General features: G+C 51.2%; 12 protein-coding genes. 6 read left to right on the top strand and 6 right to left on the bottom strand.

Annotation, left to right across the window (positions count from 1 at the left end; genetic code table 11):
* Positions 1 to 92: 92 nt before the first annotated feature.
* From FPG75_RS10590 to FPG75_RS10580, 3 genes are all read left to right on the top strand, one after another.
* Positions 93 to 13,385 (top strand): T9SS type B sorting domain-containing protein, encoded by a 13,293-nt coding sequence (locus FPG75_RS10590; RefSeq protein WP_143306747.1) that lies wholly within the window; start codon positions 93 to 95, stop codon positions 13,383 to 13,385.
* 91 nt (positions 13,386 to 13,476) lie between these two features.
* The gene (locus tag FPG75_RS10585; protein ID WP_143306746.1) at positions 13,477 to 13,770 is read left to right on the top strand and encodes a phosphoribosylpyrophosphate synthetase; all 294 of its coding nucleotides are present in this window, start codon (positions 13,477 to 13,479) and stop codon (positions 13,768 to 13,770) included.
* A gap of 66 nt (positions 13,771 to 13,836) precedes the next feature.
* Complete coding sequence (locus tag FPG75_RS10580; RefSeq protein ID WP_143306745.1) at positions 13,837 to 16,095, top strand: glycoside hydrolase family 20 protein; 2,259 nt, start codon at positions 13,837 to 13,839, stop codon at positions 16,093 to 16,095.
* A gap of 174 nt (positions 16,096 to 16,269) precedes the next feature.
* Here the strand turns inward: FPG75_RS10580 and FPG75_RS10575 are convergent, their stop codons facing one another.
* The 3 genes from FPG75_RS10575 to serA form a co-directional block, all read right to left on the bottom strand.
* Positions 16,270 to 17,820, bottom strand: coding sequence for a S41 family peptidase (locus tag FPG75_RS10575; protein ID WP_143306744.1), 1,551 nt, complete (start codon positions 17,818 to 17,820; stop codon positions 16,270 to 16,272).
* Positions 17,821 to 17,856: 36 nt separating this feature from the next.
* Positions 17,857 to 18,654, bottom strand: a complete 798-nt coding sequence (locus tag FPG75_RS10570; protein ID WP_143306743.1) for a hypothetical protein — start codon at positions 18,652 to 18,654, stop codon at positions 17,857 to 17,859.
* Positions 18,655 to 18,792: 138 nt separating this feature from the next.
* Positions 18,793 to 20,028: a phosphoglycerate dehydrogenase gene (serA, locus tag FPG75_RS10565; protein WP_143306742.1), complete on the bottom strand. Its 1,236-nt coding sequence runs from the start codon at positions 20,026 to 20,028 to the stop codon at positions 18,793 to 18,795.
* A gap of 312 nt (positions 20,029 to 20,340) precedes the next feature.
* Here serA and FPG75_RS10560 point away from each other — a divergent pair, with 312 nt between their 5' ends.
* Positions 20,341 to 21,558: a serine hydrolase domain-containing protein gene (locus FPG75_RS10560; protein WP_236652761.1), complete on the top strand. Its 1,218-nt coding sequence runs from the start codon at positions 20,341 to 20,343 to the stop codon at positions 21,556 to 21,558.
* 85 nt (positions 21,559 to 21,643) lie between these two features.
* On the opposite strand, the gene FPG75_RS10555 is transcribed toward FPG75_RS10560, so the two are convergent.
* Entirely contained in the window at positions 21,644 to 22,624 is a 981-nt protein-coding gene (locus FPG75_RS10555) for a cation diffusion facilitator family transporter (protein ID WP_143306741.1), read from the bottom strand.
* Positions 22,625 to 22,810: 186 nt separating this feature from the next.
* Here FPG75_RS10555 and FPG75_RS10550 point away from each other — a divergent pair, with 186 nt between their 5' ends.
* The gene (locus tag FPG75_RS10550; protein ID WP_143306740.1) at positions 22,811 to 23,389 is read left to right on the top strand and encodes an HD domain-containing protein; all 579 of its coding nucleotides are present in this window, start codon (positions 22,811 to 22,813) and stop codon (positions 23,387 to 23,389) included.
* A 27-nt stretch (positions 23,390 to 23,416) separates the two neighbouring features.
* The gene (locus FPG75_RS10545) at positions 23,417 to 23,935 is read left to right on the top strand and encodes a hypothetical protein (protein WP_143306739.1); all 519 of its coding nucleotides are present in this window, start codon (positions 23,417 to 23,419) and stop codon (positions 23,933 to 23,935) included.
* Between the two features lie 66 nt (positions 23,936 to 24,001).
* Here the strand turns inward: FPG75_RS10545 and infC are convergent, their stop codons facing one another.
* Positions 24,002 to 24,679 carry a translation initiation factor IF-3 gene (gene infC / locus FPG75_RS10540; RefSeq protein WP_143306738.1) on the bottom strand — a complete coding sequence of 226 codons (678 nt, stop codon included), beginning with the start codon at positions 24,677 to 24,679 and terminating at the stop codon, positions 24,002 to 24,004.
* A gap of 168 nt (positions 24,680 to 24,847) precedes the next feature.
* A complete protein-coding gene (gene thrS, locus FPG75_RS10535) occupies positions 24,848 to 26,788 on the bottom strand; it encodes a threonine--tRNA ligase (protein WP_143306737.1) in 1,941 nt (646 codons plus the stop codon).
* Positions 26,789 to 26,868 lie beyond the last annotated feature (80 nt).

Here is a 26,868-nt window from a genome sequence, read left to right as displayed (position 1 = left end):
TTTTACCGATGTAAACGGTTGAGGAACACCAGGCTCTGAACGCCAAAAGCGCTATCAGCCTAATACTTTTTTCACTTAACCAGACTACACCTATGAAACGACTAATAGCCCTCCTATCACTTGTCTTCGCATTTGTGCTATGTACTCATAGCGTACGGGCGCAGACGGCGTTCATTAACTCACCTGATACCATCTGTGCCGGTAGCTTTGCTACGCTCAATGGTCTTATATGGGAAAACAGTGTTACTGTTTCCAAAATGACCTGGAGCGTGAACAATTCCGGTAACATGACCTTCATAGCGGGTAACCTTGGCACCATGTATCCGAACGACGGTAGCCTGAATAATGGTTATCCCGGTGTAACCGCCATGACGGTAAGGATCGACACCGTGGGTACCTATACCTTCCAGGTAGTGATTACCGATACCAAGGGAAGAACCTATACTACCTCTCATAAAATAGTGGTAAGAGATTGTACCATCAATCAGTGTAACAGCAATATCAAATCGAATGGTGTGGGCTTTGTGGAAGATTTTGGTACCGTGCCGATCGGCGGCCCCAGGCAGCGCAGCCCTTATGTAGACGGCGCTACCAACCCATACCTGTTCTCTCCTTCTGGTGATCCGGCGGATAACTACTATGCTATTTATTATACCTCGCAACTGAAATCCGACTGGGTCGATTTCGGTGACCATACACAAAATGGCGATGGCGTTACCACGCTCGGTGGTATGCTGGTATGTAATTCTTCCATCGAGAAAAAATCATTCTATAGAAGACAGGTAGATGGCCTCTGTCCGGGCTCCAATTATAACTTCTATGCCTTCTTCTTAAATATCAACAGTGCGCAAACCATCAACAGTATTTGCGCACGCGCATCTGATACCAAACCTAACGGTTATCACTATGCAGGTGTAACCTTCGTGGTGAAGGACCTCAGTGGTACCATCCTGAAAACATACAATACGGGCGACGTATCCATGAACCTCGCCGGCCCTCAATGGCAACGTTATGGCGGTACCTTTAAAACCACCACTGGTAGCGTTATCGTGGAGATTGTCAATAATAACTATGGCGGTTGCGGTAATGATATCGCGATCGATGATATTACCTTTGAATATTGTCCACCGAAATTCGTTACCCAGGTAGATGGCGTGCCTAACCTCACCACTGCCCGCGTGTGCGAGGGTGCGCCACTGTCGCTCACCGCGCAGTTCCTGCCGGCCGATTACTTTACCAACCCGATATATCAGTGGCAGATGAGCACCGACCAGGTAACCTGGACGACGATCACCAACGGGCCTAACGTAACAGGCGCCACCACTTCCAACTTACAGATGGGAAAAGGCTTCCTGGTGGGCAATCCGCTGGATTCGGTGTATCGTTATTTCAGGATGTCGGTAACAGAAAGCGGTAACCCTTCCACTTGCGCCGCGCCATCGATGACGATCAAAGTGACGATACTACCGGCGCCCAAGGTGACGGTATCGTCGGGGGAGGTCTGTCTTGGCGATGCCGTTACGCTAACGGCATCCGGCGGTTATTCGAAATACAACTGGGTGGTATCACCGCCTTACAGCGGCCCGAGCTACACCACTATCCCTACTACCACCACCACCTACCAGGCGGCGGGTATTGCTGTTTATGGTAATAATAAAACCTGTACCGATACCGGTCAGGCCACCGTTATCGTAGATACGTTACCGATAGTGAAGATCACCGCCACACCGCCCGCTATCTGCGCAGGCCAGGCAGTATCACTTTCAATCCCGAACTCCAATGCGCCATTTGATATTGTGTGGAGTTCCGGCGCTACTACGTATGCAAACAAGACCGTTACACTTGGTAATATCACGCTGAACACGCCTGGTACCACTACTTTCAATGTGCAGGTAACGAATAAGAAGTGTGTGGTGAAAGATCAGTTAGATGTGCAGGTATTCTCGCAGCCTACGGCTACAGCCAATCCGGACCTGGCAAATTGTAATTCCGGCACTTTCACAGTAACCGGTAATACGCCACCGACGGGACAGACAGGTGTATGGACCTTCCTTAACGGCGTGAACAAAGGCGCGCAGATCACCAATCCGAATGCTACTTCCACCACGGTGACCAACGTGCCGTCAGGAGATTCCGTAAAAGTAGTATGGACAGTTACCAACAGCGGTAAAACAGATTGTGTGGCTGCTGATACCATACGCTTGTGGAATGTACCGGCACTTACGCCGGCACAGGCGATGACGCCGATCGTGCAGTGTGGCGCCGCCAACAACAGCTTCAACCTGAATGCCACAGCGCCTGCGAGGGGCGAAAGCGGCAAGTGGACAGCGTTCGACGCCAACAACAATCCGGTTACTACCGTTATATTCGCAGATGCTACTAAATACAATACCGTAGCAACTGTCCCGAACACAACGATGCCGGCATCGTTCAGATTATTGTGGACGATCACCAATGGCGTATGTACCAACGTGGATACCGCTTCTGTATGGATGACGCTGAAAAAAGCGCCTACCGTGCAAGTGAGCACCACATCGGTTTGTAGCAATAGCAGCACATTTGATGTGAACTTCAGCAATGTGACCGGCACTATCAAGCAATATAGTGTTGCTGTGAATACCGGTTCAGCAGCTGCCAGGCAGATGCCGGCCTTCACCACTATAAACGGCAACTGGCCTGCCGCTCCGGCTACCAAGATCACCTTGCCATTACCAGCCAATACTCCATCCGGCAAATATGATTTTGTACTCTCTGTAAAAGAAGATACACTGCTAGGATGTACTTACAGTGTGCCATTCTCTCTTTCAGTAGAGACGCCATCGCAGACGCCTACGAAGGTGAAATCCAGCATTGATAGTATTTGTAAGTCGGGCAGCGCCACCCTCACTGTTACCGGCCAGCTGGGTACTGATTCCAACAATGTAGTTAACGCGAAATGGAAATGGTATACAGGTGCTTGTCCGGGCAACCCTGGCAGCGTGGCCGTAACACCCGCCACCAGCAATGCTGACGGTTCTATCGTCACCTTCAATAATATTACCGCCACTACTACTTACTATGTACGTGCAGAAACCAATGCCGGCGGCGCTTGCGGCGCCAGTGGCTGTGCATCTGCCCTGGTAGTGGTGATACCGCAACCGAATATTGCAGCTACCGGAGGTAATCTGGCCGCTTGTAACCAGACAGGCGGTTTTACGCTGAACGGTAACGCCACAGGCGTAGCGGGATTAAATGGTATGTGGACCTCTCTCAACCCGAGAGCGGTGATCACTAACCCTACCTCTCCTAACGGTACGGTGACGGTGCCAGTTGGCGATACTGCAACATTGGTATGGACGATTGCGAGTCCGCCCTGCCTGACCACCAGCGCGACTACCTTCATCAATAACTATGCAGTTCCGGCTGTGAGAACCGCGGGTACCAAGCAGGAAGTATGTAATCAAACTACTTTCACCATGAATGCCGGTGCGCCTACCGAAATCGGCGCTGTAGGTACCTGGACCGCGAATCCGGCTGCGGGTGTGACTATTACCAATATCAATGATCCGAAAACAACGGTAACAGTGCCAGCAGGCAGCGATGTGAAATTCACCTGGAGCATTGCCAATCCGAAGTGTTCGGCCAATGGTGTAGATACCGTTCATATCATCAACTATGTAACACCAGCCAAACAAACTGCCGGTACTAAACAGGAAGTTTGTGATCAAACTACCTTTACTATGAACGCCGGTGCTCCTACTGAGTTTGGCGCGATTGGTACATGGACTGCGAATGTGACTACTGGCGTTACCATCACAGATATACACAATCCGAAAACAACGGTAACGGTGCCAGCTGGCAGTGATGTGAAATTCACATGGACTATCACCAACCCGAAATGCGCCGCCAATGGTGCAGATACGGTGCATATCATTAACTATGTAACACCGGCCAAACAAGGTGCAGGCAGCAAACAGGAAGTTTGTAACCAGACTTCTTTCACCATGAACGCCAATGCACCTACGGAGTTTGGTGCGATTGGTACCTGGACTGCCACTCCTGCTGCGGGTGTAACTATCACCAATGTAAACGATCCGAAAACAACCGTAACGGTGCCGGTGGGCAGCGATGTGAAATTCACCTGGACTATCACCAACCCGAAATGCGCCGCCAACGGAGCTGATACCGTACATATCATTAACTATGTAACACCAGCTAAACAAAGCGCAGGCAGCAAACAGGAAGTTTGTAATCAAACTACCTTCACCATGAATGCCAACGCTCCTACCGAGTTTGGCGCGATTGGTACATGGACTTCGGATGTGACCACTGGCGTTACTATCACGGATATACACAATCCGAAAACAACAGTAACCGTTCCGGCTGGCAGTGATGTGAAATTCACTTGGACCATCACCAACCCGAAATGCGCCGCCAACGGAGCTGATACGGTGCATATCATTAACTATGTAACACCAGCCAAACAAGGCGCAGGCAGCAAACAGGAAGTTTGTAACCAAACATCCTTCACCATGAATGCCAACGCTCCTACCGAGTTTGGTGCAATTGGTACATGGACTTCAAACGTAACTACTGGCGTTACCATCACGGATATTCACAATCCGAAAACAACCGTAACTGTTCCTGCCGGTAGCGATGTAAGATTCACATGGACCATCACTAACCCGATCTGCGCAGCAGTAGGTGCCGACACCGTTCATATCATTAACTATGTAACGCCGGCCAAACAAGGTGCAGGCAGCAAACAGGAGGTTTGTAACCAAACATCCTTCACCATGAACGCCAACGCACCTACCGAGTTTGGCGCAATTGGTACATGGACCTCGGATGTAACTACTGGCGTTACCATCACAGATATACACAATCCGAAAACAACGGTAACCGTTCCTGCTGGCAGCGATGTGAAATTCACATGGACTATTAGCAACCCGAAATGTGCCGCCAATGGTGCAGATACGGTGCATATCATTAACTATGTAACACCAGCCAAACAAACTGCGGGCAGCAAACAGGAAGTTTGTAACCAAACTACCTTCACCATGAACGCCGGCGCTCCTACCGAGTTTGGCGCAATTGGTACATGGACTTCAAACGTAACCACTGGCGTTACTATCACGGATATACACAATCCAAAAACAACGGTAACCGTTCCTGCCGGCAGCGATGTGAAATTCACCTGGACTATCACTAACCCGAAATGCGCCGCCAACGGAGCTGACACCGTACATATCATTAACTATGTAACACCAGCCAAACAAGGTGCAGGCAGCAAACAGGAAGTTTGTAACCAGACATCCTTCACCATGAACGCCAACGCTCCTACCGAGTTTGGCGCGATTGGTACATGGACTGCGAACGTAACCACTGGCGTTACCATTACGGATATACACAATCCTAAAACAACCGTAACCGTTCCGGCTGGCAGCGATGTGAAATTCACATGGACCATCACTAACCCGATCTGCGCAGCAGTAGGGGCCGATACGGTGCATATCATCAACTATGTAACACCAGCCAAACAAAGCGCAGGTACTAAACAGGAAGTTTGTAACCAAACATCCTTCACCATGAACGCTAACGCACCTACGGAGTTTGGCGCTATCGGTACATGGACTGCGAATGTGACCACTGGCGTTACCATTACGGATATACACAATCCTAAAACAACCGTAACTGTACCAGCCGGCAGTGATGTGAAATTCACATGGACCATCACTAACCCGATCTGTGCTGCTGTAGGTGCTGATACGGTGCATATCATTAACTATGTAACACCGGCCAAACAAAGCGCGGGCAGCAAACAGGAAGTTTGTAACCAAACATCCTTCACCATGAACGCCAACGCTCCTACTGAATTTGGCGCGATTGGTACATGGACTTCAAACGTAACTACTGGCGTTACCATCACGGATATACACAATCCGAAAACAACGGTAACCGTTCCTGCTGGCAGCGATGTGAAATTCACATGGACCATTACTAACCCGAAATGCGCCGCCAACGGAGCTGACACCGTACATATCATCAACTATGTAACACCAGCCAAACAAGGCGCAGGCAGCAAACAGGAAGTTTGTAACCAAACTACCTTCACCATGAACGCCAATGCTCCTACGGAGTTTGGCGCGATTGGTACATGGACTGCGAACGTAACCACTGGCGTTACCATCACGGATACTCACAATCCGAAAACAACCGTAACCGTTCCAGCTGGCAGCGATGTGAAATTCACATGGACCATCACGAACCCGATCTGCGCTGCTGTAGGTGCTGACACCGTACATATCATTAACTATGTAACACCGGCCAAACAAAGCGCAGGTACTAAACAGGAAGTTTGTAACCAAACTACCTTTACCATGAACGCCGGCACTCCTACCGAGTTTGGCGCAATTGGCACATGGACTTCAAATGTAACTACTGGCGTTACCATCACGGATATTCACAATCCGAAAACAACCGTAACTGTTCCTGCTGGCAGCGATGTAAGATTCACATGGACCATCACTAACCCGATCTGCGCAGCAGTAGGTGCCGACACCGTTCATATCATTAACTATGTAACGCCGGCCAAACAAGGTGCAGGCAGCAAACAGGAGGTTTGTAACCAAACATCCTTCACCATGAACGCCAACGCACCTACCGAGTTTGGCGCGATTGGTACATGGACCTCGGATGTGACCACTGGCGTTACCATCACAGATATACACAATCCGAAAACAACGGTAACCGTTCCTGCTGGCAGCGATGTGAAATTCACATGGACTATCAGCAACCCGAAATGTGCTGCCAATGGTGCAGATACGGTGCATATCATTAACTATGTAACACCAGCCAAACAAAGCGCAGGTACTAAACAGGAAGTTTGTAACCAAACTACCTTTACCATGAACGCCGGCGCTCCTACCGAGTTTGGCGCGATCGGTACATGGACTTCCAACGTAACTACTGGCGTTACCATCACGGATATTCACAATCCAAAAACAACCGTAACTGTACCAGCAGGCAGCGATGTAAGATTCACCTGGACCATCACCAACCCGATCTGCGCTGCTGTAGGGGCTGATACGGTGCACATTATCAACTATGTAACACCCGCCAAACAAAGCGCGGGCACTAAACAGGAAGTCTGCAACCAGACCACCTTCACCATGAACGCCAACGCACCTACGGAGTTTGGCGCGATTGGTACCTGGACCGCGAATCCGGCCACTGGTGTGACGATCACGGATACGCACAATCCGAAAACAACCGTAACCGTACCAGCCGGCAGTGATGTGAAGTTCACCTGGACCATCACTAACCCGATCTGTGCGGCGACAGGTGCTGACACCGTACATATCATCAACTATGTAACTCCAGCTAAACAAAGCGCAGGTACCAAACAGGAAGTTTGTAACCAGACTACCTTCAACATGAACGCCAACGCACCTACGGAGTTTGGCGCCATCGGTACCTGGACCGCAAACCCTGCCGCCGGCGTAACGATCGTCGATATTCACAATCCAAAAACGTCTGTAACCGTTCCGGCAGGCAGCGATGTGAAATTCACATGGACCATCACGAATCCGAAATGCGCCGCTAACGGGGTAGATACGGTTCATATCATCAACTACATCAAACCGTCTTATCAAAATGCAGGTAGCAGTCAGCAAGCTTGCGACATCACTACCTTCACCATGAATGCCCTGCCACCGACCGAGTTCGGCGCCATCGGCACCTGGACGGCTTCTCCGGCTACCGGCGTTACCATCGTCAACAAAAACGATCCGAAAACGTCTGTGACCATACCGGCCGGCAGCACCGTGGTATTCACCTGGACCATCTCCAACCCGGTATGTTCTGCGGATAGAAAAGATTCTGTGAAGATCACCAGCTATATCAAACCAGTGGTAAGAGACGCAGGCAGCAACCAGCAAGCTTGTGATATCACTACCTTCACCATGAATGCCGAGAAACCTGCTGAATATGGCGCCATCGGCACCTGGACAGCTTCTCCGGCCACCGGTGTTACCATCGCCAATGCGAACGATCCGAAAACATCTGTAACCATTCCGGCAGGCAGCTCCGTGGTATTCACCTGGACCATCACCAACCCGGTATGTGCCGCTGATAAAACAGATACCGTCAGGATTACCAGCTACATCAAACCAGTAGTGAGGAAGGCCGGCTCCAACCAGGAAGCCTGCGATATCACTACCTTCACGATGAATGCCACCGCTCCGACAGAATTCGGCGCGATTGGTACCTGGTCTGCATCTCCGGCCGCCGGCGTTATCATCGGTAATGTAAATGATCCGAAAACAAGCGTCACCATCCCGGCAGGCAGCTCCGTGGTATTCACCTGGAGCATCACCAACCCGGTATGCGCCGCCTCTCAAGTGGATACAGTGAAGATCACCAGCTACATCAAACCAGTGATGAGAAGTGCAGGCACCGCACAGAAAGCTTGTGATATCAACACCTTCACCATGAATGCCACCGCTCCGACAGAATACGGCGCAGTCGGCACCTGGACGGCATCTCCGGCGACGGGCGTTACCATCGCGGACATTCACAATCCGAAAACAGCTGTAACCATCCCTGCCGGCAGCACCGTACTCTTCAAATGGAGTATCGCCAACAGCGCCTGTGCAGCGAGCAATTATGATACTGTAAGGCTCACCAGTTACAAAATGCCTGCGAAAGCCGTCGCTGGCCCTGCACAAGCACAATGTAACAATGCTGCCTTCACCATGAAAGCCAACGCACCGGTTGAATTTGGCGCCATCGGCACCTGGACCATCTCCGGCTCCGCTCCTGGCGTAGTGATCGCAGACATCCACAACGCCGCCACCGGCGTTACCGTTCCTGCCGGCGCCGCAGTAACACTGAAATGGACCATCTCCAACGGCACCTGCATCGCGACCACCGACAGCGTACTGCTCACCAACTACGCCCTCGCCGCCAATGCTAATGCCGGACCAGATCAGCGACTGTGTAACCAAACAGCCGACTTCATCATGGCAGCGAACGCGCCTGGCGTGCCTACGGCCATCGGCGCCTGGACAGACATCAGTCGCATACCAGGAAGAGCGACCATCAAATCGCCCAACAACCCGGCCACCGCAGTGACCGTACCAATCGGCGATACCGTGATCCTGAAATGGACCATCACCAACGGCGTATGCGCCAGCACCAGCAGCGTAGTGACCCTCATCAATTACCAACAGGCAAACACCGCTGCTGCCGGCCCTGACCAGGAAAAATGTAACAGCACTGCCGACTTCATCATGGCAGCCAACAATACCGGATCTTCCAGCGCCATCGGCACCTGGACAGATATCAGCCGCATCCCGGGACGCGCGGTCATCAAATCGCCCAACAACCCGGCCAGCGCAGTCACCGTGCCTATCGGCGACACCGTGATCCTGAAATGGACCATCACCAACGGTACCTGCGCCAGCACCAGCAGCGTAGTAACCCTCATCAATTACCAACAGGCCGATAACGCCAAAGCCGGCCCTGACCAACAGTTGTGCAGCAGCACGGCCGACTTCATCATGAAGGCCGATCCGCCCAGCGTGGCCTCCGGTAAAGGTTTCTGGTCCCTTGTAAAAGGTAATGCCATCATCAGACAGATCAACGATCCTAAAACAGGCGTGAATGTTAATATAGGCGACACCGTTACCCTGCGCTGGACCATCACCAACGGCTCCTGCTCCGCTACATGGGATGATGTAACACTTATCAACTACATGACACCGGCGCCCGCCAATGCCGGCAGCAACCAGGAACATTGCGACCAGGCCGCCTTCACTATGAATGCCAGCGCACCGGGCGTGCCAGGCGCGAAAGGCCTCTGGACCATCACCAGCGCTAACGCCAGCCTGATCACCATCAGCAACGTAAACGATCCGAAAGCAATCATCAACGTGCCAGCCGGCGAAACCGCCCAGCTCAACTGGGTAGTGAGCAACGGCGTGTGCGCCACCACTACTTCCAGCGTAACGCTGATCAACCGCAAACCCATACTGGGCAACAACATCACGGCTGATCAAACCGTATGTGCTTCCGAAACGCCTGCAGCCCTCAGCGGCAGCACCCTGAGCGGAGGCAACAGCAACTACACTTATCAGTGGCAGCAAAGCACCAGCGCTAACGGCACTTTCACCAACATCAACGGCGCCGTAAATGATACCTATCAGCCAGGCACACTTACACAAGACACCTGGTTCAGAAGACTGGTAACTTCCGGCGCATGCATCAACAACGCCAGCAACGTGGTGAAGATCACCGTGGTGCTCAAAGCGCCGGTAGTAGTAAGCACCCCTGCTTCCTTCACCACCGAATGCGTAAGAGGCGCCGACTACACCACCATGTTCGGTACGCCAGTGTTCAGCCACGCACCTTACAACAACGTGCCGCTGACCATCACTTACAACGATGTCACTACTGTGAACTCTCCATGTAACACCACTATCACGCGTACATGGACAGCCGCCGACAGATGCGGATTCACCGTAACGGCTTCACAAACCATCACCGTAACAGATACCAAAGCGCCTGTATTCAAAACAGCCGCTCCTGCCGATACCCTGGTAGATTGTGATAAAGTACCCGCACAGGTAAGCATGACCGCAACAGATGATTGTGCCGGAGATATCATCATACCAGTGGTAGAAGTAAGGAAAGATATACCAGGCGCCTGCAGCAGCAACTATCAGCTGATCCGCACCTGGACCGCCAAAGACGCCTGCAACACCGGCGTAACGCTCACACAGGTGATCACGGTGAAAGATATGACCGCGCCTGTCTTCAACATGAGCACACCAGCGGATACCACCGTAGATTGCGACAAGGTACCGAACGGCATGAACCTCACGGCTACCGACAACTGTACGCCTGGCATCATCACCGTTACACCGAAAGATTCCGTGGCGCACAGCGCGAACAATTGCGCCAGCAACTACCTCATCTTCCGTAAATGGACGGCCTTCGATCAATGCGGCAATGCCAGGGCTGTACAACAGATCATCCGTGTACAGGATACCACCAAACCAGTGTTCTCTATGCCTGCGCCGAAAGACACCACCGTGGATTGCGACAAAGTGCCGGGATGGCCGCAGATCACTGCCTCCGACAATTGCAGCGGCAACGTACAGGTGCTCACCAACACCAGAACCGTGAAAGTACCAGGTGCACCTTGTGCAAACCAGTACCAGGAAATCCGCAGCTGGACTGCCACCGACGATTGCGGTAACAGATCCTTCATGCAACAGGTGATCACCGTGCAGGATACCACCAGACCAGTGTTTACTGTACTGCCTCCGGCAGATACCACCGTGAGCTGCGACGCGATTCCTGCTCCTGCCCTCAATGTAGCAGTATCAGATAATTGCAGCAGCATCGGCAACGGCCTGAGCTTCACCCGCTCTACCGTGAAAGAACAGATACCGGGCGATTGCAGCAGTAACTACCGCATCATCCGCACCTGGACCGCTACCGACGCTTGCGGCAACGCTACTTCTATCAGACAGATGATCACCGTGAAAGACACCACCCGTCCTGTGATCGAGCCAGCGCCTGCCGATGTAGTGATCTACTGCCAGGATCAGATACCTGCACCACCGGTGCTCAACGCTACCGACAACTGCGATGGCACCTTCCCGAAACGTGCAATCTACAGCGAAGATCCGTTCGTGAAAGATATCTGTAACGGCTATACGATTATAAGGAGATGGACCATCACCGACGCTTGCGGCAACAAAGCCAACGACGTGATACAACGTGTGATCATCAAGCCTTGTGCGAAACCGCAGCTCAACGCTACCCTGCCGGTGAACTGCTCCGATAACCCGAGAGTGGCCCTGCAACCGGTAGGCGACGTATCGCTGCCAAGCTTCACGCTTGTAGCCGTAACACCTGCCAACGCAGTCACCGGCCTGCCGATCACGAAGAACAGCAATGTGTTCAACCTGAACGGCGCCACCAGCGCATCCTTCATCATAACAGACGGCAACACCGGTTGCTCTTCTGATACGATGACCTACAACCTGAAATACAACCAGAAACCAGTGGTGCACCTCGGCAACGATACCACCATCTGCGGCGGCAACAGCCTTGTGCTCGATGCAGGTGCAGCCAACTTCGCCTACCCGATCAAATGGTCTACCGGCGAAACAACGCAACGCATCAACATCACACAGGCGGGTACCTACTGGGTGAACGTCAGCAATGGCGAATGTTCTACCACCGATTCTATCCACGTAAGCCTCGTGCCTACGCCGCTGGTAGTGATCCCTGATACCACCATCTGCCGCGGCCAGACCGTGAAACTGGATGCTTATGTAAACGGCGCTACCTACCTCTGGAGCAATGGCGCTACTACCTCATCCATCCTCGTAGGCACACAGGATCAGTTCTGGGTGAAAGTAACGAAGAGCGGATGTATCACGATCGATACCGTGAAAGTAAGCGTGAACCCGCCACCAGACATTAGCCTGAGCCGCGACACTGCGATCTGCCCTGACCAGTCAGTGATGCTCACCGTGAACTCCAATGGCGGACGTATCCAGTGGCAGACCGGCGAAACCACCAACTCTATCGTGGTGAACAAACCAGGCGGATACTGGGTAGCTGTAAGCAGAGATAATTGCGTGGTGAAAGATACCGTGAACGTAAGACTGAAACCTGGCATCAAAGTAGACCTCGGACCAGACCGCAACATCTGCCCTGGCGCCATGGTAACACTCGATGGAACCACGCCGGACGCCGTGTCCTACCTCTGGAACGATGGCGATCCTAACCCGGTGAAACAGATCACCCAGGCCGGCAACTACAAACTCGCCGTCATGGATCGGTTCTGCCAACGCGTGATGATGGACAGCGTGAAAGTGAACGTCACCGGATTACCGAAGATCGACCTCGGCCCCGACACCACTATGTGTAAAGGCGAAACACTCGTGCTCCACGCAGAAGGCGGCGGCATCACCGGTGTACGTTGGGATAACGGTTCTTCTTCACCAACACTCAACGTAACAGAAGGCGGTACCTACACCGTAACCGTATTCAACGATTGCGGCAGCGCTACTGATAACATCACCGTAGCCTTCGTACAGTGCGATCCGAAACCACAGTTCCCCAACGCCTTCTCACCGAATGGCGACGGACGTAACGATGTGTTCAGGCCCATTGTACGCGGACCGATGTACAGCTACGAACTGCGCGTATTCAACCGCTGGGGTGAGCTGATCTTCATGTCCGACGATCAACACAGAGGATGGGACGGCACCTACAAAGGCCGGCCGGTAGAAGTAGGCACCTACGTATGGTGGCTCACTTACAAGAAATCTGCTGGCGGCAACGCCAATGTGCTGAAAGGCGAAGTAACAGTGATCCGATAAAATATCGATGTAAGAAGATGCCGGTCTGTTCAACAGGCCGGCATCTTTTTTTATTTTTATTTCACTATCTTGAAACGGAAATATGATTCTTATGAAAGTGTATGATACTGTAACAGCAGCCCTGCAAGACCTGCGCCTGCGCGGTTATACCGCCGACTTCAATATGCAGTTCGACTGCATTCAGATGAATGAAGAGAAAATAAAGCCGCAGGATTTCGAGATCGTTGAAACCTATCGCTTCGAAGGTAATACCGATCCAGGCGACGAAGCCATCGTATACGCCATCGAAACGAAATCCGGAAAGAAAGGTGTGCTGATGCACGGCTATGGCGCGTATGCAGAAGATATCTCCGAAGATATGATCCGCAAATTGAAATCAAAATAATACGGCTCACACGCCCTTGGTAAAAAAAATGTCCTGCCTTCACAGGACATTTTTTATTTTACCCCCATGTTTAAACGTTTTAGCGGTATATTATTACTGTTGATGACCAGTCTCGCCTTATCCGCACTGGCACAGCAATCCGGCAATCTCGACCTGATCCCCCGCCCTGTTGCGATCACACCTGGCAAGGGCGTTTTTGAAATGACCTCACATACCCGTGTGTATGCACCGTCCATTTTCAAAGACGTAGCTACGCTTTTCACAGATGCAGCGCATCTGCCCAAACCCTTGCCAGGCGGCAAGAAGGTGCTGCCGGCAAACAGCATCGCGTTCATCCCTGCCACGCTGAACAGTATCCCCGATGCTGACGGCTATCAGCTAAAGATCACGCCAACGAATATCTATGTCTCGGCGCGCACGCATGCAGGCGCGGTCAATGGTATGCAGTCGCTCCTGCAACTGATCCTGCTGCAACCAGATCCATCGAAACTGCCTTGCGCCGATATCGTGGATCATCCCCGCTTTGGCTATCGCGGCGTGCATCTCGACGTATCGCGTAATTTCTTCCCGGCCGCTTATATCAAGCGTTTCATCGATCTGATGGCGCTTTATCATATGAACACTTTCCACTGGCATCTTGTAGATGGCGCTGGCTGGCGCTTGCAGATCAAAAAATATCCGGCGCTCACGCAACAAGCAGCATGGCGCACGGCCGCCAACTGGAAATCCTGGTGGAACAATGGCCGCCGCTATTCGCAGGAAGGCGACCCCAATGCATATGGCGGCTACTACACACAGAACGAAGCCCGCGATATCGTTGCCTATGCGGCACAGCGCGGCATCACCGTGATTCCCGAGATCGAGATGCCCGGTCACTCCGAAGAGGTGCTGGCCGTGTATCCCGAACTGTCTTGCTCCGGTGTGCCTTATAAAAATTCAGAGTTTTGTATTGGCAACGATTCCACCTTCACCTTTCTGGAAAACGTATTGCTGGAAGTGATGGATATCTTCCCTTCTTCGTATATCCATATCGGTGGTGATGAAGCCAGCAAGAAAAGCTGGAAGATCTGCCCCAAATGCCAGCAGCGTATCCGCACAGAACATCTGAAAGATGAAGAAGAGCTGCAAAGTTATGCCGTTCGTCGCATGGAAAAATTCCTGCTGGCGCATCACCGCCGCCTGCTCGGCTGGGATGAAATACTGGAGGGCGGCCTCGCTCCTGCCGCTACGGTGATGTCGTGGCGCGGGGAAGCCGGCGGCGTGGCCGCTGCAAAGCAAGGCCATGATGTGATCATGACGCCGGGCAACTATTGCTACTTCGATAGCTATCAGGCCGATCCTGTTACACAGCCTGAAGCCATCGGCGGCTACCTGCCCACAGAAAAAGTTTACAGCTATGAGCCCGTGCCCGCCGAACTGCGCGGCGCCGCAGCGGCAGCGCATGTACTGGGAGCGCAGGCTAACATCTGGACAGAATACATTCCCAATTCCTATCACCTGGAATACATGGCCTATCCGCGCGTACTGGCACTTTCAGAGGTCGTATGGTCCGATACCCTGCGCAAAAATTATGAAGATTTTCATAAGAGACTGCAATCGCATTACCGGCTACTCCAACGGCTAAACGTAAATTATTATCGTCCTTCGTATAGCCTCACTATCCATCCGGAGATCGATCACGCAAATCATACTACTGCGATCACTTTCAGCACGGAACAATATCAGCCTGAGATCCGCTACACCCTGGATGGCAGCACGCCCAACAACCGCTCCACCCTTTACCAGGGCCGTTTTGAGGTGAAAGGCACTGCTACCGTCACCGCAGCCATCTTCAAAGATACCACGATGCCTGGCAAACCGGTTGTACTCCAGGTAGACGACCACAAAGCCATCGGCAAAAAAGTGATCTACCATCAGCCCTGGAGCAAGAGCTATCCGGCACAAAAAGAAGCCACCCTCGTCAATGGTTACCGTGGCTCACTTACCTATAACGATGGCCAGTGGCAAGGTTTCGTGAACGCCGATATGGATGTTACGATCGACCTGGATCAGGCAGAAGACCTGCAAAGCCTCTCTGTTGGTTTCATGCAGCTCACCGGCCCGGGCGTGTACATGCCGGCCTTCGTGGAAGTGCTGGTATCGGACGACGGCACCCATTTCAAAAAAGTACAGCAGGTAGATAACGATATTCCTGTTACAGATGCTGCCTTGTCATTCAAGGATTTCAAGTTCCGCCTCAGCGGCTACAAAGCCCGCTACATCAGGGTTCATGCGAAGAATGCACAGAAGGGATTTCTATTTGCGGATGAGATAATTGTATATTGATTGTCTGAACCAGGATTAAACGGATGAATAAGATTTTCCTGATTTAACGCGAAGATTTAAGCGAGGACGATTTAAACGAAGAAGCCCTTGAAGCGCTCAAAGCGCTTCAAGGGCTACAACCGCGTTGATCTTCGCGTTAAATCAGGAAAATCTTATTCATCCGTTTAATCCTGGTTATCTCATCTGTACCCTTCTTCCTACCATGCCGTTGAAGTTATTCTTCGGTGTAGTGCCAGGCAAGGCCTCCAGCTGTCCGGCGCCGGTCAGTTCAGTAGCCGCCATGCGGGTGCTGACATTGGAGAAGATGCCGGTGTTCAGGTAAGTGAATACCTGTCGCAGGTTCACATCAGAAGTGGTGTTACCCCAAGGCACATTTACATAGTCCACTGCGCGGGCATCCGGCGCAATGCCTTTATAGTAGCCACCCTGGTTATTAGCGTTCTGCGTTTCAAAGTTGATCGCGTAAAGATCGGCCAGGTATTTTTTGGCGTGGGTGCTGTCGTACATCGAGATGTTGAAATCGATGAACCCAACCGGCTTGCCGTAGGTAGTATCACCCACAAGCAATACCGACATATAAGGTTTGAGGTTATTAAGTGTAAGCTCGCTGGCGGATGCGGTGTTCCTGCTGGTGATGAAAAATACATGCTGCAAACCCAGGCCACCTGCCGGCGAAGGGAACTTCACCTGTGCATCCAGTCCGGTAGCGGCAAGGTTCTGCGTTAGCTTGTCGTTGTATTTGTAGTTATACATCACTTTGCCCGCTGCGGATGCGGGCGCGATGGCGCTGTCGAGATATTCTGCGGTGGTTACGGCGCCGCCGCCATTGTAGCGGAGATCCACGATCAGATTCGTGATACCATTAGCGGTGAACTTGGAGAAAAGCTGGTCCAGCGCGGTTTTGGTAAAGGTAGGCTGTCCTTTGGAGCTGAGCACACTGGAATAAGTGTACAGCACAAAGTAGCCTGTCTTTTTACCGCCAACATTATACACGGTATCAAAAGCTACCGGGTTGATGTTATAGGAGCCGGCATTCAATGTGGAGGTCATGCTGCTGCCATCATTGCGTTTGAAGCCGAGTGTAACGGTAGATGATTGGAAGATGGCATTGTACACTTCCTGCAAGAATGCATTGGTGTTAGAGAAATTGCTATTGCCATTCACCGAAGTGATCTCCCATCCTCTCGTCACTCCTATCTGGCCCGCAGGGCCGTTTTTATCTGCATATAAAATAAAGAGATGCAGCTTCCCTGTCTGATCCAGTGCCGGTGCGTATTCGAAGCCAAAATCGCCCGTTACACCGGAGGTGGCCATAAAATTCTGCGCGGATATGCCGTTCATAACTTTATTGGTGAGCGTACCGTTCCTGTCGAGGAAGCTATAGCGATCGTTGGTAGTATATCGTTTCATTACCGCCAGCAGGGTATCGGCGTTGGGATATTTACTGGCATCCAGCGGGTTCAGTGAAGGCACCATGTTATACCAGTAATAGGTAGGCAATCCGGTGGCAGCGTTTCTGCCGCCATCGCCGTAGGTCACCTGCATGATCTGGTACATCAGGTATTTGAGGGAGTCTTCCGGGGTCAGGGCGGTGCTGCCATTGCCGGGATTGGGGTTGCCGCCCGGGTTATCGTTGTGGTCCTTTTTACAGGCTGCCAGCAAACCCACGCACACAGCCGCTGCGAGCAAGGTTTTACGTCCTGTAGCAAATAATGTTTTGTGCATAGTAACGGTTAAGACTATATGAAAAATCGATGATCACTACTGATGTTTCGCCATCGTTTGTTTGGTCCAGAAATCTTTGGAGAAGAACAGATTTTCCATTGGCTGCCCACCCATCTGCTGTCCATAAATACCGCCGCCGTGCATGCCGCCGCCATTGCCTTTGTCTTTATCTTTGGCGGCAGCCGCTCTGTCTTTGGCTTCTTTCTCTTTCGCCTTGCGGTCTTCCCGGGTAAGGGCATTCACCCTGAACCGGTACGCCACTGGTTGGTCGCTGCTGGCGGAAAGTCCTACCAGCTTGAGCGGAATGGCCAGCTCGCACACCAGGTTATTGGCATCGTCAACAGAAGCCGCGGTACGGATACCGTAACTGTTCTGCACCGGGATATTACCATCCTGTACGCCTGCGATACCTTCTACATTGATCTCTTTCACATTGGCCAGGATGGCCTTCTTCCACTCGCCGGCGCTGCGTTGCAGCTGGGACTCCTGTGCGTCCGGTGCTGCTGCGTCTCCACATAACGGAAAAGTGATGGAAGATGTTGCTTTCTTCTTACCGCCCGGGTTGATGGAAAAGGTAAGGCCCGAGCGCATGATCTTCATCTGGCTCTGTTGATCAGGCACACTAACGATTACGTATAATTGTTCCGCATCGTTGGCTATCGTATAAAATAATTTGGTATCGTTATTATAGAACTGTAAAGGCTTGGGCCATTCTGTTGCCTTGCCGTCGATCTTGATCTCTGCGGGCGCCCATTTGTTACTGTCGCTATCCTGAGCATATGCCCCTGCAACACATAACACGGCCATCGCTCCTGATAATAGTGCACTTTTCATCTTTGCAAAAAAAATTTTCAGACAAGTTACTGAAAAAAGATGCTCATACAAAAACAGATCGACGAACAGGCGTTAAGTGGGGTTGAAATAATGAAAAAGCCCCTACGCTGGCGCGCGGGGGCTTTTTTTTAGACTATCTTAATACAACAAACGCGTCTTAATCGTGTGCTTCACATTCTTCAACAGCGCCACTGCTTCCTGCGACAGCTGCCTGTCTACGTCCAGCACCACATAACCTATCTGTTCATTTGTTTTCAGGTACTGCCCGAGAATATTGATCTTGTTTTCAGACAATGCCGTATTGATGGCAGACAATACGCCCGGCACGTTTTCGTGTATATGCAGGATACGGTGCGTGTGCTCGATCGCCGGTACGCTGATCGCAGGCACCGTGTGAGAACCAAAGCTGGCGCCCTTCTCGAGATAGTTAAGCAATTTGCTGCTCACATCCAGCCCGATATTATGCTGCGCTTCTTCGGTGCTGCCCCCGATGTGTGGCGTGAGGATCACATTGGACATTTTTTGCAGCGGCGAAGAAAATGCGGCGCCATTCTTTTCCGGCTCCACCGGGAATACATCGATGGCGGCGCCTGAGAGCTGACCTTTATCCAGCGCACGTTTCAGCGCATCGAGGTCCACTACTTCACCACGGGCATAGTTGATAAAGATGGCGCCTTTCTTCACATAGGAAAGGGTTTCATCATTGATCATATTGGCCGTTGATTTATTGGAAGGAACGTGCAGGGAGATGATATCCGCCTCGCCAAACAGTTCCTGGAGAGATTTGTACTGCACCGCGTTGCCCAGTGGCAGCTTGGTTTCTGCGTCGTAGTAGATCACGTTCATGCCCATGCCTTCCGCCAGCACGCTCACCTGGCTGCCGATGTTACCATAGCCGACAATGCCGAGTGTTTTGCCTCTCAGCTCATAGCTGCCGGTGGCCTCTTTCATCCAGACGCCGTTGTGTGCGGCGATGTTCTTGTCCATGATACGGCGGATGAGGATGATCGACAAACCTATCACCAGCTCGGCAACAGAACGTGTATTGGAATAAGGTGCATTGAATACGGCCACACCCGCCTCTGTAGCGGCTTTCAGGTCTACCTGGTTGGTACCGATACAGAAACAGCCAATGGCTTGCAGTTTCTTGGCGGCCTGTAATGCTTTGCGCGTTACCTGTGTTTTCGAACGGATACCCAGCAAATGCACATCCTTGATTTCTTTGATCAGATCGGCCTCGCTCAGCGCCCCCGACAACTTGCGGACCTTGTAGCCTGCCAATGTGAACTCGGCCATCGCGGCATCACTGATGTTCTCCAATAATAAAATACTGATCTTCTCCTTCGGATAACTTGTCAACTTTTGCTGGTCCATAATATTATTAAGAATTATATGTATTTCTTTAGTATGCAATTGGCTTAATAATTGCTGATTACGCGGGGAAAACAAGGCACAAACCTACTCGATGTTCCGGAATAATCAAATACTCACCCTTTCAAATTCGATATTATCAAAAAAAGCAGGCGCAGGCCGTCTTTTTTTGAAACTTATTTAGTCTTTCGGCTTAAAAACAGGTTAAAAGCAGGCTGGAGGGGATGTTTTATTTGGCAAACTATCACATTGATTATAAATTTAGCGCTTAGTTTTTTGGAGCGTAATTTTGAATTATAAGTAGTCACAACTTCAATGAAGCGATTGAAAGCAGTAAGTATCCTCATCACGATTGCAGGGATTGTAACAATATCGACAAGTTGCCAAAGCAACGCCGCTCGCAGGGCAGCAGCAGAAAAGAGAATGGCCGTTACAGACAGTTCTGTCTATACATTAGGATTATCGGCCGAAGAGAAAGAAGCAATCCTCCACGCACCGCGTACATTGCAGATGCAGCAGGACCTGAATGCATTCTATCATAACAAGCTCTTAAGAACCGGCTTCAATGGCTCCATGATCGTGGCCCGCAAAGGTGTGATCATCTTTGAACAATATCATGGCCTCGAAAATTTCCGGAGCAAAACAGCCATCATCGACAGCTCTTCCTTCCAAATGGCGTCTGTGTCCAAAACCTTTACCGGCGCCGCTGTGCTATGGCTCGCGGATCATGAGAAGCTGTCTTTGCAGGATTCCTTACAAAAATTTTTTCCCGAGTTCCCCTACAAAGGCATCACCGTACAAATGCTCCTGACCCACCGCAGTGGCCTGCCTAACTACCTTTATTTCTGCGACAGCCTCTGGAAAGATCAGGCAGCATTCATCACCAATGATGAAGTGATCCGGCTCATGGAAGCGCACAAACCACCGATCCAACACCTGCCCGATACGCATTTCCAGTATTGCAATACCAACTATCTCCTGCTCGCCTCTATCATTGAAAAAGTAAGCGGACAAAAATATGCTGACTTCATGCAGCAAACATTTTTTGAACCATTGGGCATGCACAACACCTTTGTATATGCGCCCAATACCGCCGCACGCGCGCATCAGACGCAAAGCCACAAATACAACGGGCAACTCGAACCTGATACCTACTTTGATGGCGTGATGGGCGACAAAGGCATCTACAGCTCCGCCCGCGATATGCTCAAATGGGACCAGGCGCTCTATTCCGGCAAACTGCTGAAACCTGAAACGCTCAAAGCCGCCTATACGCCGTATAGCCACGAGAAGCCCGGCGTCCGCAACTATGGCCTCGGCTGGCGTCTCATGGTATACCCCGACAGCTCAAAAAATATTGTCTATCACAACGGCTGGTGGCACGGCAACAATACCGTGTTCTATCGCTTTGTGCAAGACAGCACCACCCTTATCATCCTCGGCAATAAATACAACCGCGGTATCTATCAGGCCGTAAAACCTATCCGCGAGATCATCGGCCACGGCGACGGTGAAGAAGCAGGAGAAGAATAAATAATTACAGATTACGAATTAAGAATTACGGCCCGCCATGTGTGCACATGGCGGGCCGTAATTCTTAATTCGTAATCCCTAATTATTATGCGCCGTGTTTACGGTTAGGCAGCACATTCTCTCTCGACCATGCAATTTCGCCGGTAAAAGGATGACTGCGCACCGGGCATTCCGATTTTAAACAATAGTGGCAACAAGATGGGATGCAAGGATCCATGTGAATGAAAAATTCTACATCGGCATTGTCAAACTCTTTATTCACGAGAGTTTCCACGCGCTTCATCTCCTCATGCGCTTCGTTTAACTCCAGGTAATAAGGCAATGTAATGTGACAATCGATATGATAATTGTTGCCGTATTGCTGCATGCGCATGTTATGTACATCGATCCAGTTGGGGCGCCGGTGCGCGCCCAGTATGCGGATCACTTTGTCTATCACCTGCATATCCGTTTCGTCCATCAGACCTGAGATAGAGCGGCGCATCAGCTTATAACCATTGATGAGAATGAGCACGCCCATCACCACAGATACAAGGGGGTCCAGCCAGTTCCAGCCAGTGAAGTGAATCACCAACAGGGCTACGATCAGCCCGGCACTGCTGTATACGTCTGTCATGATATGTTGCCCGTTGCCGGTAATGGTGAGGGAAGACAATTCTTTTCCTGAACGCCGGAGATAGAGGCCCAGTAAGAGGTTGGCCGCAGTGGTAATGCCCAGTACCCAGATACCGCTATCCACCTGGTGCAGCTCCCGCGGGAAGATAAAATACTGCGCCGCCTTCACCAGGATGAGGATGCCCGCAAAAAAGATCATGGCGCCTTCAAAGCCTATCGAGAAAAATTCGACCTTGCCATGCCCGTAAGGGTGGTTCTCATCTTTGGGCATGCCCGCAAGATAAATACTGTAACTCGCAAAACCGCCAGCGACCACGTTGATAATGGATTCCAGCGCATCCGACAGGATAGCTACAGAATGGGTCATAAAGTAAGCTGCAAACTTGGCCCCGGTAAGTATAAAGCTCACCGCCAGCGACCAAAGAATGACGCGCAGTTCTCTTTTCAGCAATTGTTCAGATTTGAATGGATGTAAAGCGCAAAGATAGAGAAAATTGCAGGGGCGGCATGAGATGGCGCTATTAGAATTTTCTTAGAGCCCTCCACTTCTTAAAGATTAATTAATACAAGCCCCTATACATCTTCATAACTATTACCGAACTTGAAAGGGTCATATAACCCTCATCAATATACGAAAATGAATAACCAGGCTTTACAGGTCGTAAACGAGATCTTCACACTGTATGAAACCCTTGGCCATCATGAGTACGGCGAAAACGTATCGATGCTCATGCATATGATGCAGGCTGCGCTGATAGCAGAAAGCGCCGGCTTTGACGATGAAATGGTGCTGGCCGCCTTCCTGCACGATATCGGGCATTTCTTTGAGAATGAAGATCAGATGGAAGGATACGGTACCCGTGCCCACGACCACCTCGGCGCCAAATACCTCACCGAGCGCGGCTTTCCGGAGAGAATGGTGATGCTCGTTGCCAGCCACGTAGCAGCCAAACGTTACCTCACTTACACCGACAGCGCCTACTACGATACGCTTTCCGAAGCCAGCAAGAAAACGCTCGAACACCAGGGCGGCCCTATGACAGAGGCCGAAGCCATCACCTTCCGCAATGATCCGCTGTTCGAAGAATACATCCAGCTAAGGATCTGGGACGATATGGGCAAGGAAACCGATGTGCCGGTATTAGCCGAAGATATTGAGCGGATGCGCGGAAAAGCGCTTCGCTACCTCGAAGAGCATGCTACATTTGTACATTAGGCGCCTGCGCTTTAACTTGCTGCCCGTATGCAGCTGAGATCAGAAATATTAAAAGAATTTTCCAGGGAGCAGTCGCTACGTATCGCCGCGTGGATCGGCAACGATCCGCAGCGCTTTGCCGCGCTGATGCAGCTGTTCCTGCACGACGAATACCGCGTGGTGCAGCGCGCCGCCAGGATCGTGAATTTCGTAGCCGAAGCACATCCTGCCCTTGTAGCGCCATACCTGCCGGAGATGGCAGCCATGCTCGGAACGCCCGGACTAACGCCGGCGGTTACACGAAATATTGTGCGGCTGTTTCAGTTCATGCCCATCCCGGAAACGGTGCATGGCACTTTAATGAATGCCTGCTTTCAATTTCTGGAAGCGCCCGAATCGCCCACGGCAGTGAAAGCCTTCTCCATGACGGTACTCTCCCGCCTGGCCAAAGACTATCCCGATATCCGGAACGAAATTATACTGCTGATAGAAGACCAGCTGGAACACAATCCCAGCGCGGGTTTCAGGTCAAGGGCAAAGAAGGTGCTGAAAGAGATCAGTCAATAAAAAAGCAGCACAGCAGGTATAACCCCTGCTATGCTGCTTTTCTTGTCAAGAATATTACCTGCCCGCTTAAGCGTTATCTTCCGGTTTGCTTTCAGCAACACGCGGCTCTTTTGGCTCTCTGGGTTCTCTGGCTTCTTTAGGTTCCTTGGGTTTGCCTTCTTTCTTCTTCGCTGATTTAGGCGCGAAGATCGCGATCATGCGCTTGCCTTCCATCGTCGGCATCCCTTCCAGTCCGCCTACTTCGGCGAGTCTTTCCGCAAATTTCAGGAGTATCAGCTCACCGCGCTCTTTAAACATGATAGCACGGCCTTTGAACTGCACATAGGTCTTCACCTTGTTACCATCTTTCAGGAATTTCTCAGCGTGTTTGGCTTTGAAGTCGAAGTCGTGATCGTCGGTATTAGGCGTGAAGCGGATTTCCTTCACTTCGCTCTTGTGAGCGTTGGCCTTCATTTCCTTTTCCTTCTTCTTCTTTTCGTAGAGGAATTTATTATAGTCGATGATACGGCAAACAGGCGGAACGGCGTTGGGAGAGATCTCCACGAGATCGAGGCTCTGCTCTTCTGCCATGCGCAGTGCGTCTTCGGTTCTGTAGACGCCTACCTCAACATTGTCGCCTACAAGTCTCACCTCTGGTACACGGATCATCCGGTTAGTACGGTGTTCTTGTTGTTGTTCCCTGCGGAAATTGGGGTTTCTGCCCCGGTTGTTGTTGTTAAAACTTGGTTTGGGTCTGTTTTGCATTAAAAAAATAAAAGTTAATTAAATAATTGCCATAGTCCATGGTCCACATACCTTCCATGGACCAAAAACAATTCTATACAAATGTAATGTGAAAAATTCAAGCAATTAACATACCCGAAATCTGTAATGTTCGAAGTTTTATATACTTTTTTTCCACATTTATAAGGATCATTCGAATGGTTTTCTGTTTACCACTTCTTCGTTCACCACTGCGGTGAACTGTTCAAGGGTCATGGTTCCCAGGTCTCCTTTCGACTGGCGGCGAACCGCCACGAGGTTGTCGGCAGCTTCTTTTTCGCCAAGGACAAGCATATACGGGATTTTTGCCAGCTCGGCCTCGCGGATCTTTTTACCGATCTTTTCGCTCCTGTCGTCAATCTCAGCGCGAATTTCTGCTTTTTTCAGCAATTCTGCTACTTTTTCTGCGTAAGCCTGGCTCTTGTCGCTGATCGGCAGGATCTTCACCTGTGTAGGCGCCAGCCACAATGGGAACTTACCGCCACAGTGTTCGATCAGCACGGCGATGAAGCGCTCCAGTGAGCCGAATGGCGCACGGTGGATCATCACCGGACGATGACGCTGGTTATCGGCGCCAATGTACTCCAGTTCAAAACGCTCCGGCAGGTTGTAGTCCACCTGGATGGTACCCAGTTGCCACTTGCGGCCCAGGGCGTCTTTCACCATAAAATCGAGCTTGGGGCCATAGAACGCAGCCTCGCCGTATTCCACTACTGTAGGGAGGCCCTTCTCCGCAGCGGATTCGATGATCGCCTGTTCAGCCAGCGCCCAGTTCTCATCTGTACCAATATATTTGGCGCGGTCTTCTTTATCGCGCAGCGATACCTGTGCGGTGTAATTGGTAAAGCCCAGGCTGTTGAATACGTAAAGTACCAGGTCGATCACCTTGATGAACTCTTCTTTTACCTGGTCGGGACGGCAGAAAAGATGCGCATCATCCTGAGTAAATCCTCTTACGCGGGTGAGGCCATGCAGTTCGCCATGTTGCTCATAGCGGTATACGGTACCAAATTCTGCAAAGCGCACTGGCAGCTCCTTGTACGATTTCGGCGACGCTTTGTACAGTTCGCAGTGATGCGGGCAGTTCATAGGTTTGAGCATGAACTCCTCGCCTTCTTCCGGCGTATGTATTGGCTGGAAGCTGTCTTTACCATATTTCTCGTAGTGACCGGAAGTCACGTACAGGTTTTTATTACCAATGTGCGGCGTTACCACAGGCAGGTATCCGCTGGCCATCTGGGCTTCCTGGAGGAAACGTTGCAGACGTTCGCGCAGCAGCGCGCCTTTTGGCAGCCACATAGGCAGGCCCAGGCCCACCTTTTCGGAAAAGGTGAACAGTTCCAGTTCCTTGCCCAGCTTGCGATGGTCGCGCTTCTTCGCCTCTTCCACCAGGGTCAGGTATTCATCCAGTTCTTTCTGCGTAGGGAATGTGATACCATAGATGCGGGTAAGCATCTTGTTCTTTTCATTCCCGCGCCAGTAAGCGCCGGCGATGTTGGTGAGCTTGATCGCTTTGATGAAGCCGGTGTTAGGGATGTGCGGGCCGCGGCACAGGTCCGTAAATCCGCCCTGGGTATAGAAAGTAATGGAACCGTCCTGCAGATCGTTGATCAGTTCCAGTTTATATTCATCACCTTTTTCTGTGAAGTATTTCAGGGCGTCGGCCTTGCTCACCTCTTTACGCTGGTAAACGCTGTTGTGTTTGGACAGCTCCACCATTTTAGCTTCTACTTTTTTCAGGTCCTCATCCGTGATCGTTCTTCCACCCAGGTCTATATCATAATAAAATCCGTTCTCAATAGCGGGGCCAATACCCAGTTTCACGCCCGGATACAGGGCTTCCAGGGCTTCGGCCATCAGGTGCGCGGAGGAATGCCACATCGTAGCTTTGCCATCCGTGTCCGTCCACGTAAGCAGTTGGAGCGTGCCGTCCGTTGTGATCGGGCGGGTGGCATCGATTACCTGCCCGTCAACTTTTGCTGCCAATACCTTACGTGCCAATCCTTCGCTGATGGATTTAGCAATGTCCAATGCAGTTACCCCTTGTTCATACTGTCGTACTGCACCATCCGGAAAAGTGATATTTATCATACGTTTTACTGTTAGCGCCATCTGTTTTTACATGCGCTATATTTCCTTTATAAAATGGTTGCAAATATAGCTATTCACTT

The sequence above is a fragment of the Chitinophaga vietnamensis genome (assembly GCF_902167635.1).
Lineage (GTDB): Bacteria > Bacteroidota > Bacteroidia > Chitinophagales > Chitinophagaceae > Chitinophaga > Chitinophaga vietnamensis.
This window is presented reverse-complemented; position numbering and strand designations above follow the sequence as displayed.

Bases quoted from the DNA above. Each gene is read 5' to 3' on its own strand.
- FPG75_RS10585 (WP_143306746.1), top strand. From the start codon at position 13,477: ATGAAAGTGTATGATACTGTAACAGCAGCCCTGCAAGACCTGCGCCTG.
- thrS (WP_143306737.1), bottom strand. From the start codon at position 26,788: ATGATAAATATCACTTTTCCGGATGGTGCAGTACGACAGTATGAACAA.
- FPG75_RS10590 (WP_143306747.1), top strand. From the start codon at position 93: ATGAAACGACTAATAGCCCTCCTATCACTTGTCTTCGCATTTGTGCTA.
- serA (WP_143306742.1), bottom strand. From the start codon at position 20,028: ATGGACCAGCAAAAGTTGACAAGTTATCCGAAGGAGAAGATCAGTATT.
- FPG75_RS10580 (WP_143306745.1), top strand. From the start codon at position 13,837: ATGTTTAAACGTTTTAGCGGTATATTATTACTGTTGATGACCAGTCTC.
- infC (WP_143306738.1), bottom strand. From the start codon at position 24,679: ATGCAAAACAGACCCAAACCAAGTTTTAACAACAACAACCGGGGCAGA.
- FPG75_RS10545 (WP_143306739.1), top strand. From the start codon at position 23,417: ATGCAGCTGAGATCAGAAATATTAAAAGAATTTTCCAGGGAGCAGTCG.
- FPG75_RS10560 (WP_236652761.1), top strand. From the start codon at position 20,341: ATGAAGCGATTGAAAGCAGTAAGTATCCTCATCACGATTGCAGGGATT.
- FPG75_RS10550 (WP_143306740.1), top strand. From the start codon at position 22,811: ATGAATAACCAGGCTTTACAGGTCGTAAACGAGATCTTCACACTGTAT.
- FPG75_RS10570 (WP_143306743.1), bottom strand. From the start codon at position 18,654: ATGAAAAGTGCACTATTATCAGGAGCGATGGCCGTGTTATGTGTTGCA.
- FPG75_RS10575 (WP_143306744.1), bottom strand. From the start codon at position 17,820: ATGCACAAAACATTATTTGCTACAGGACGTAAAACCTTGCTCGCAGCG.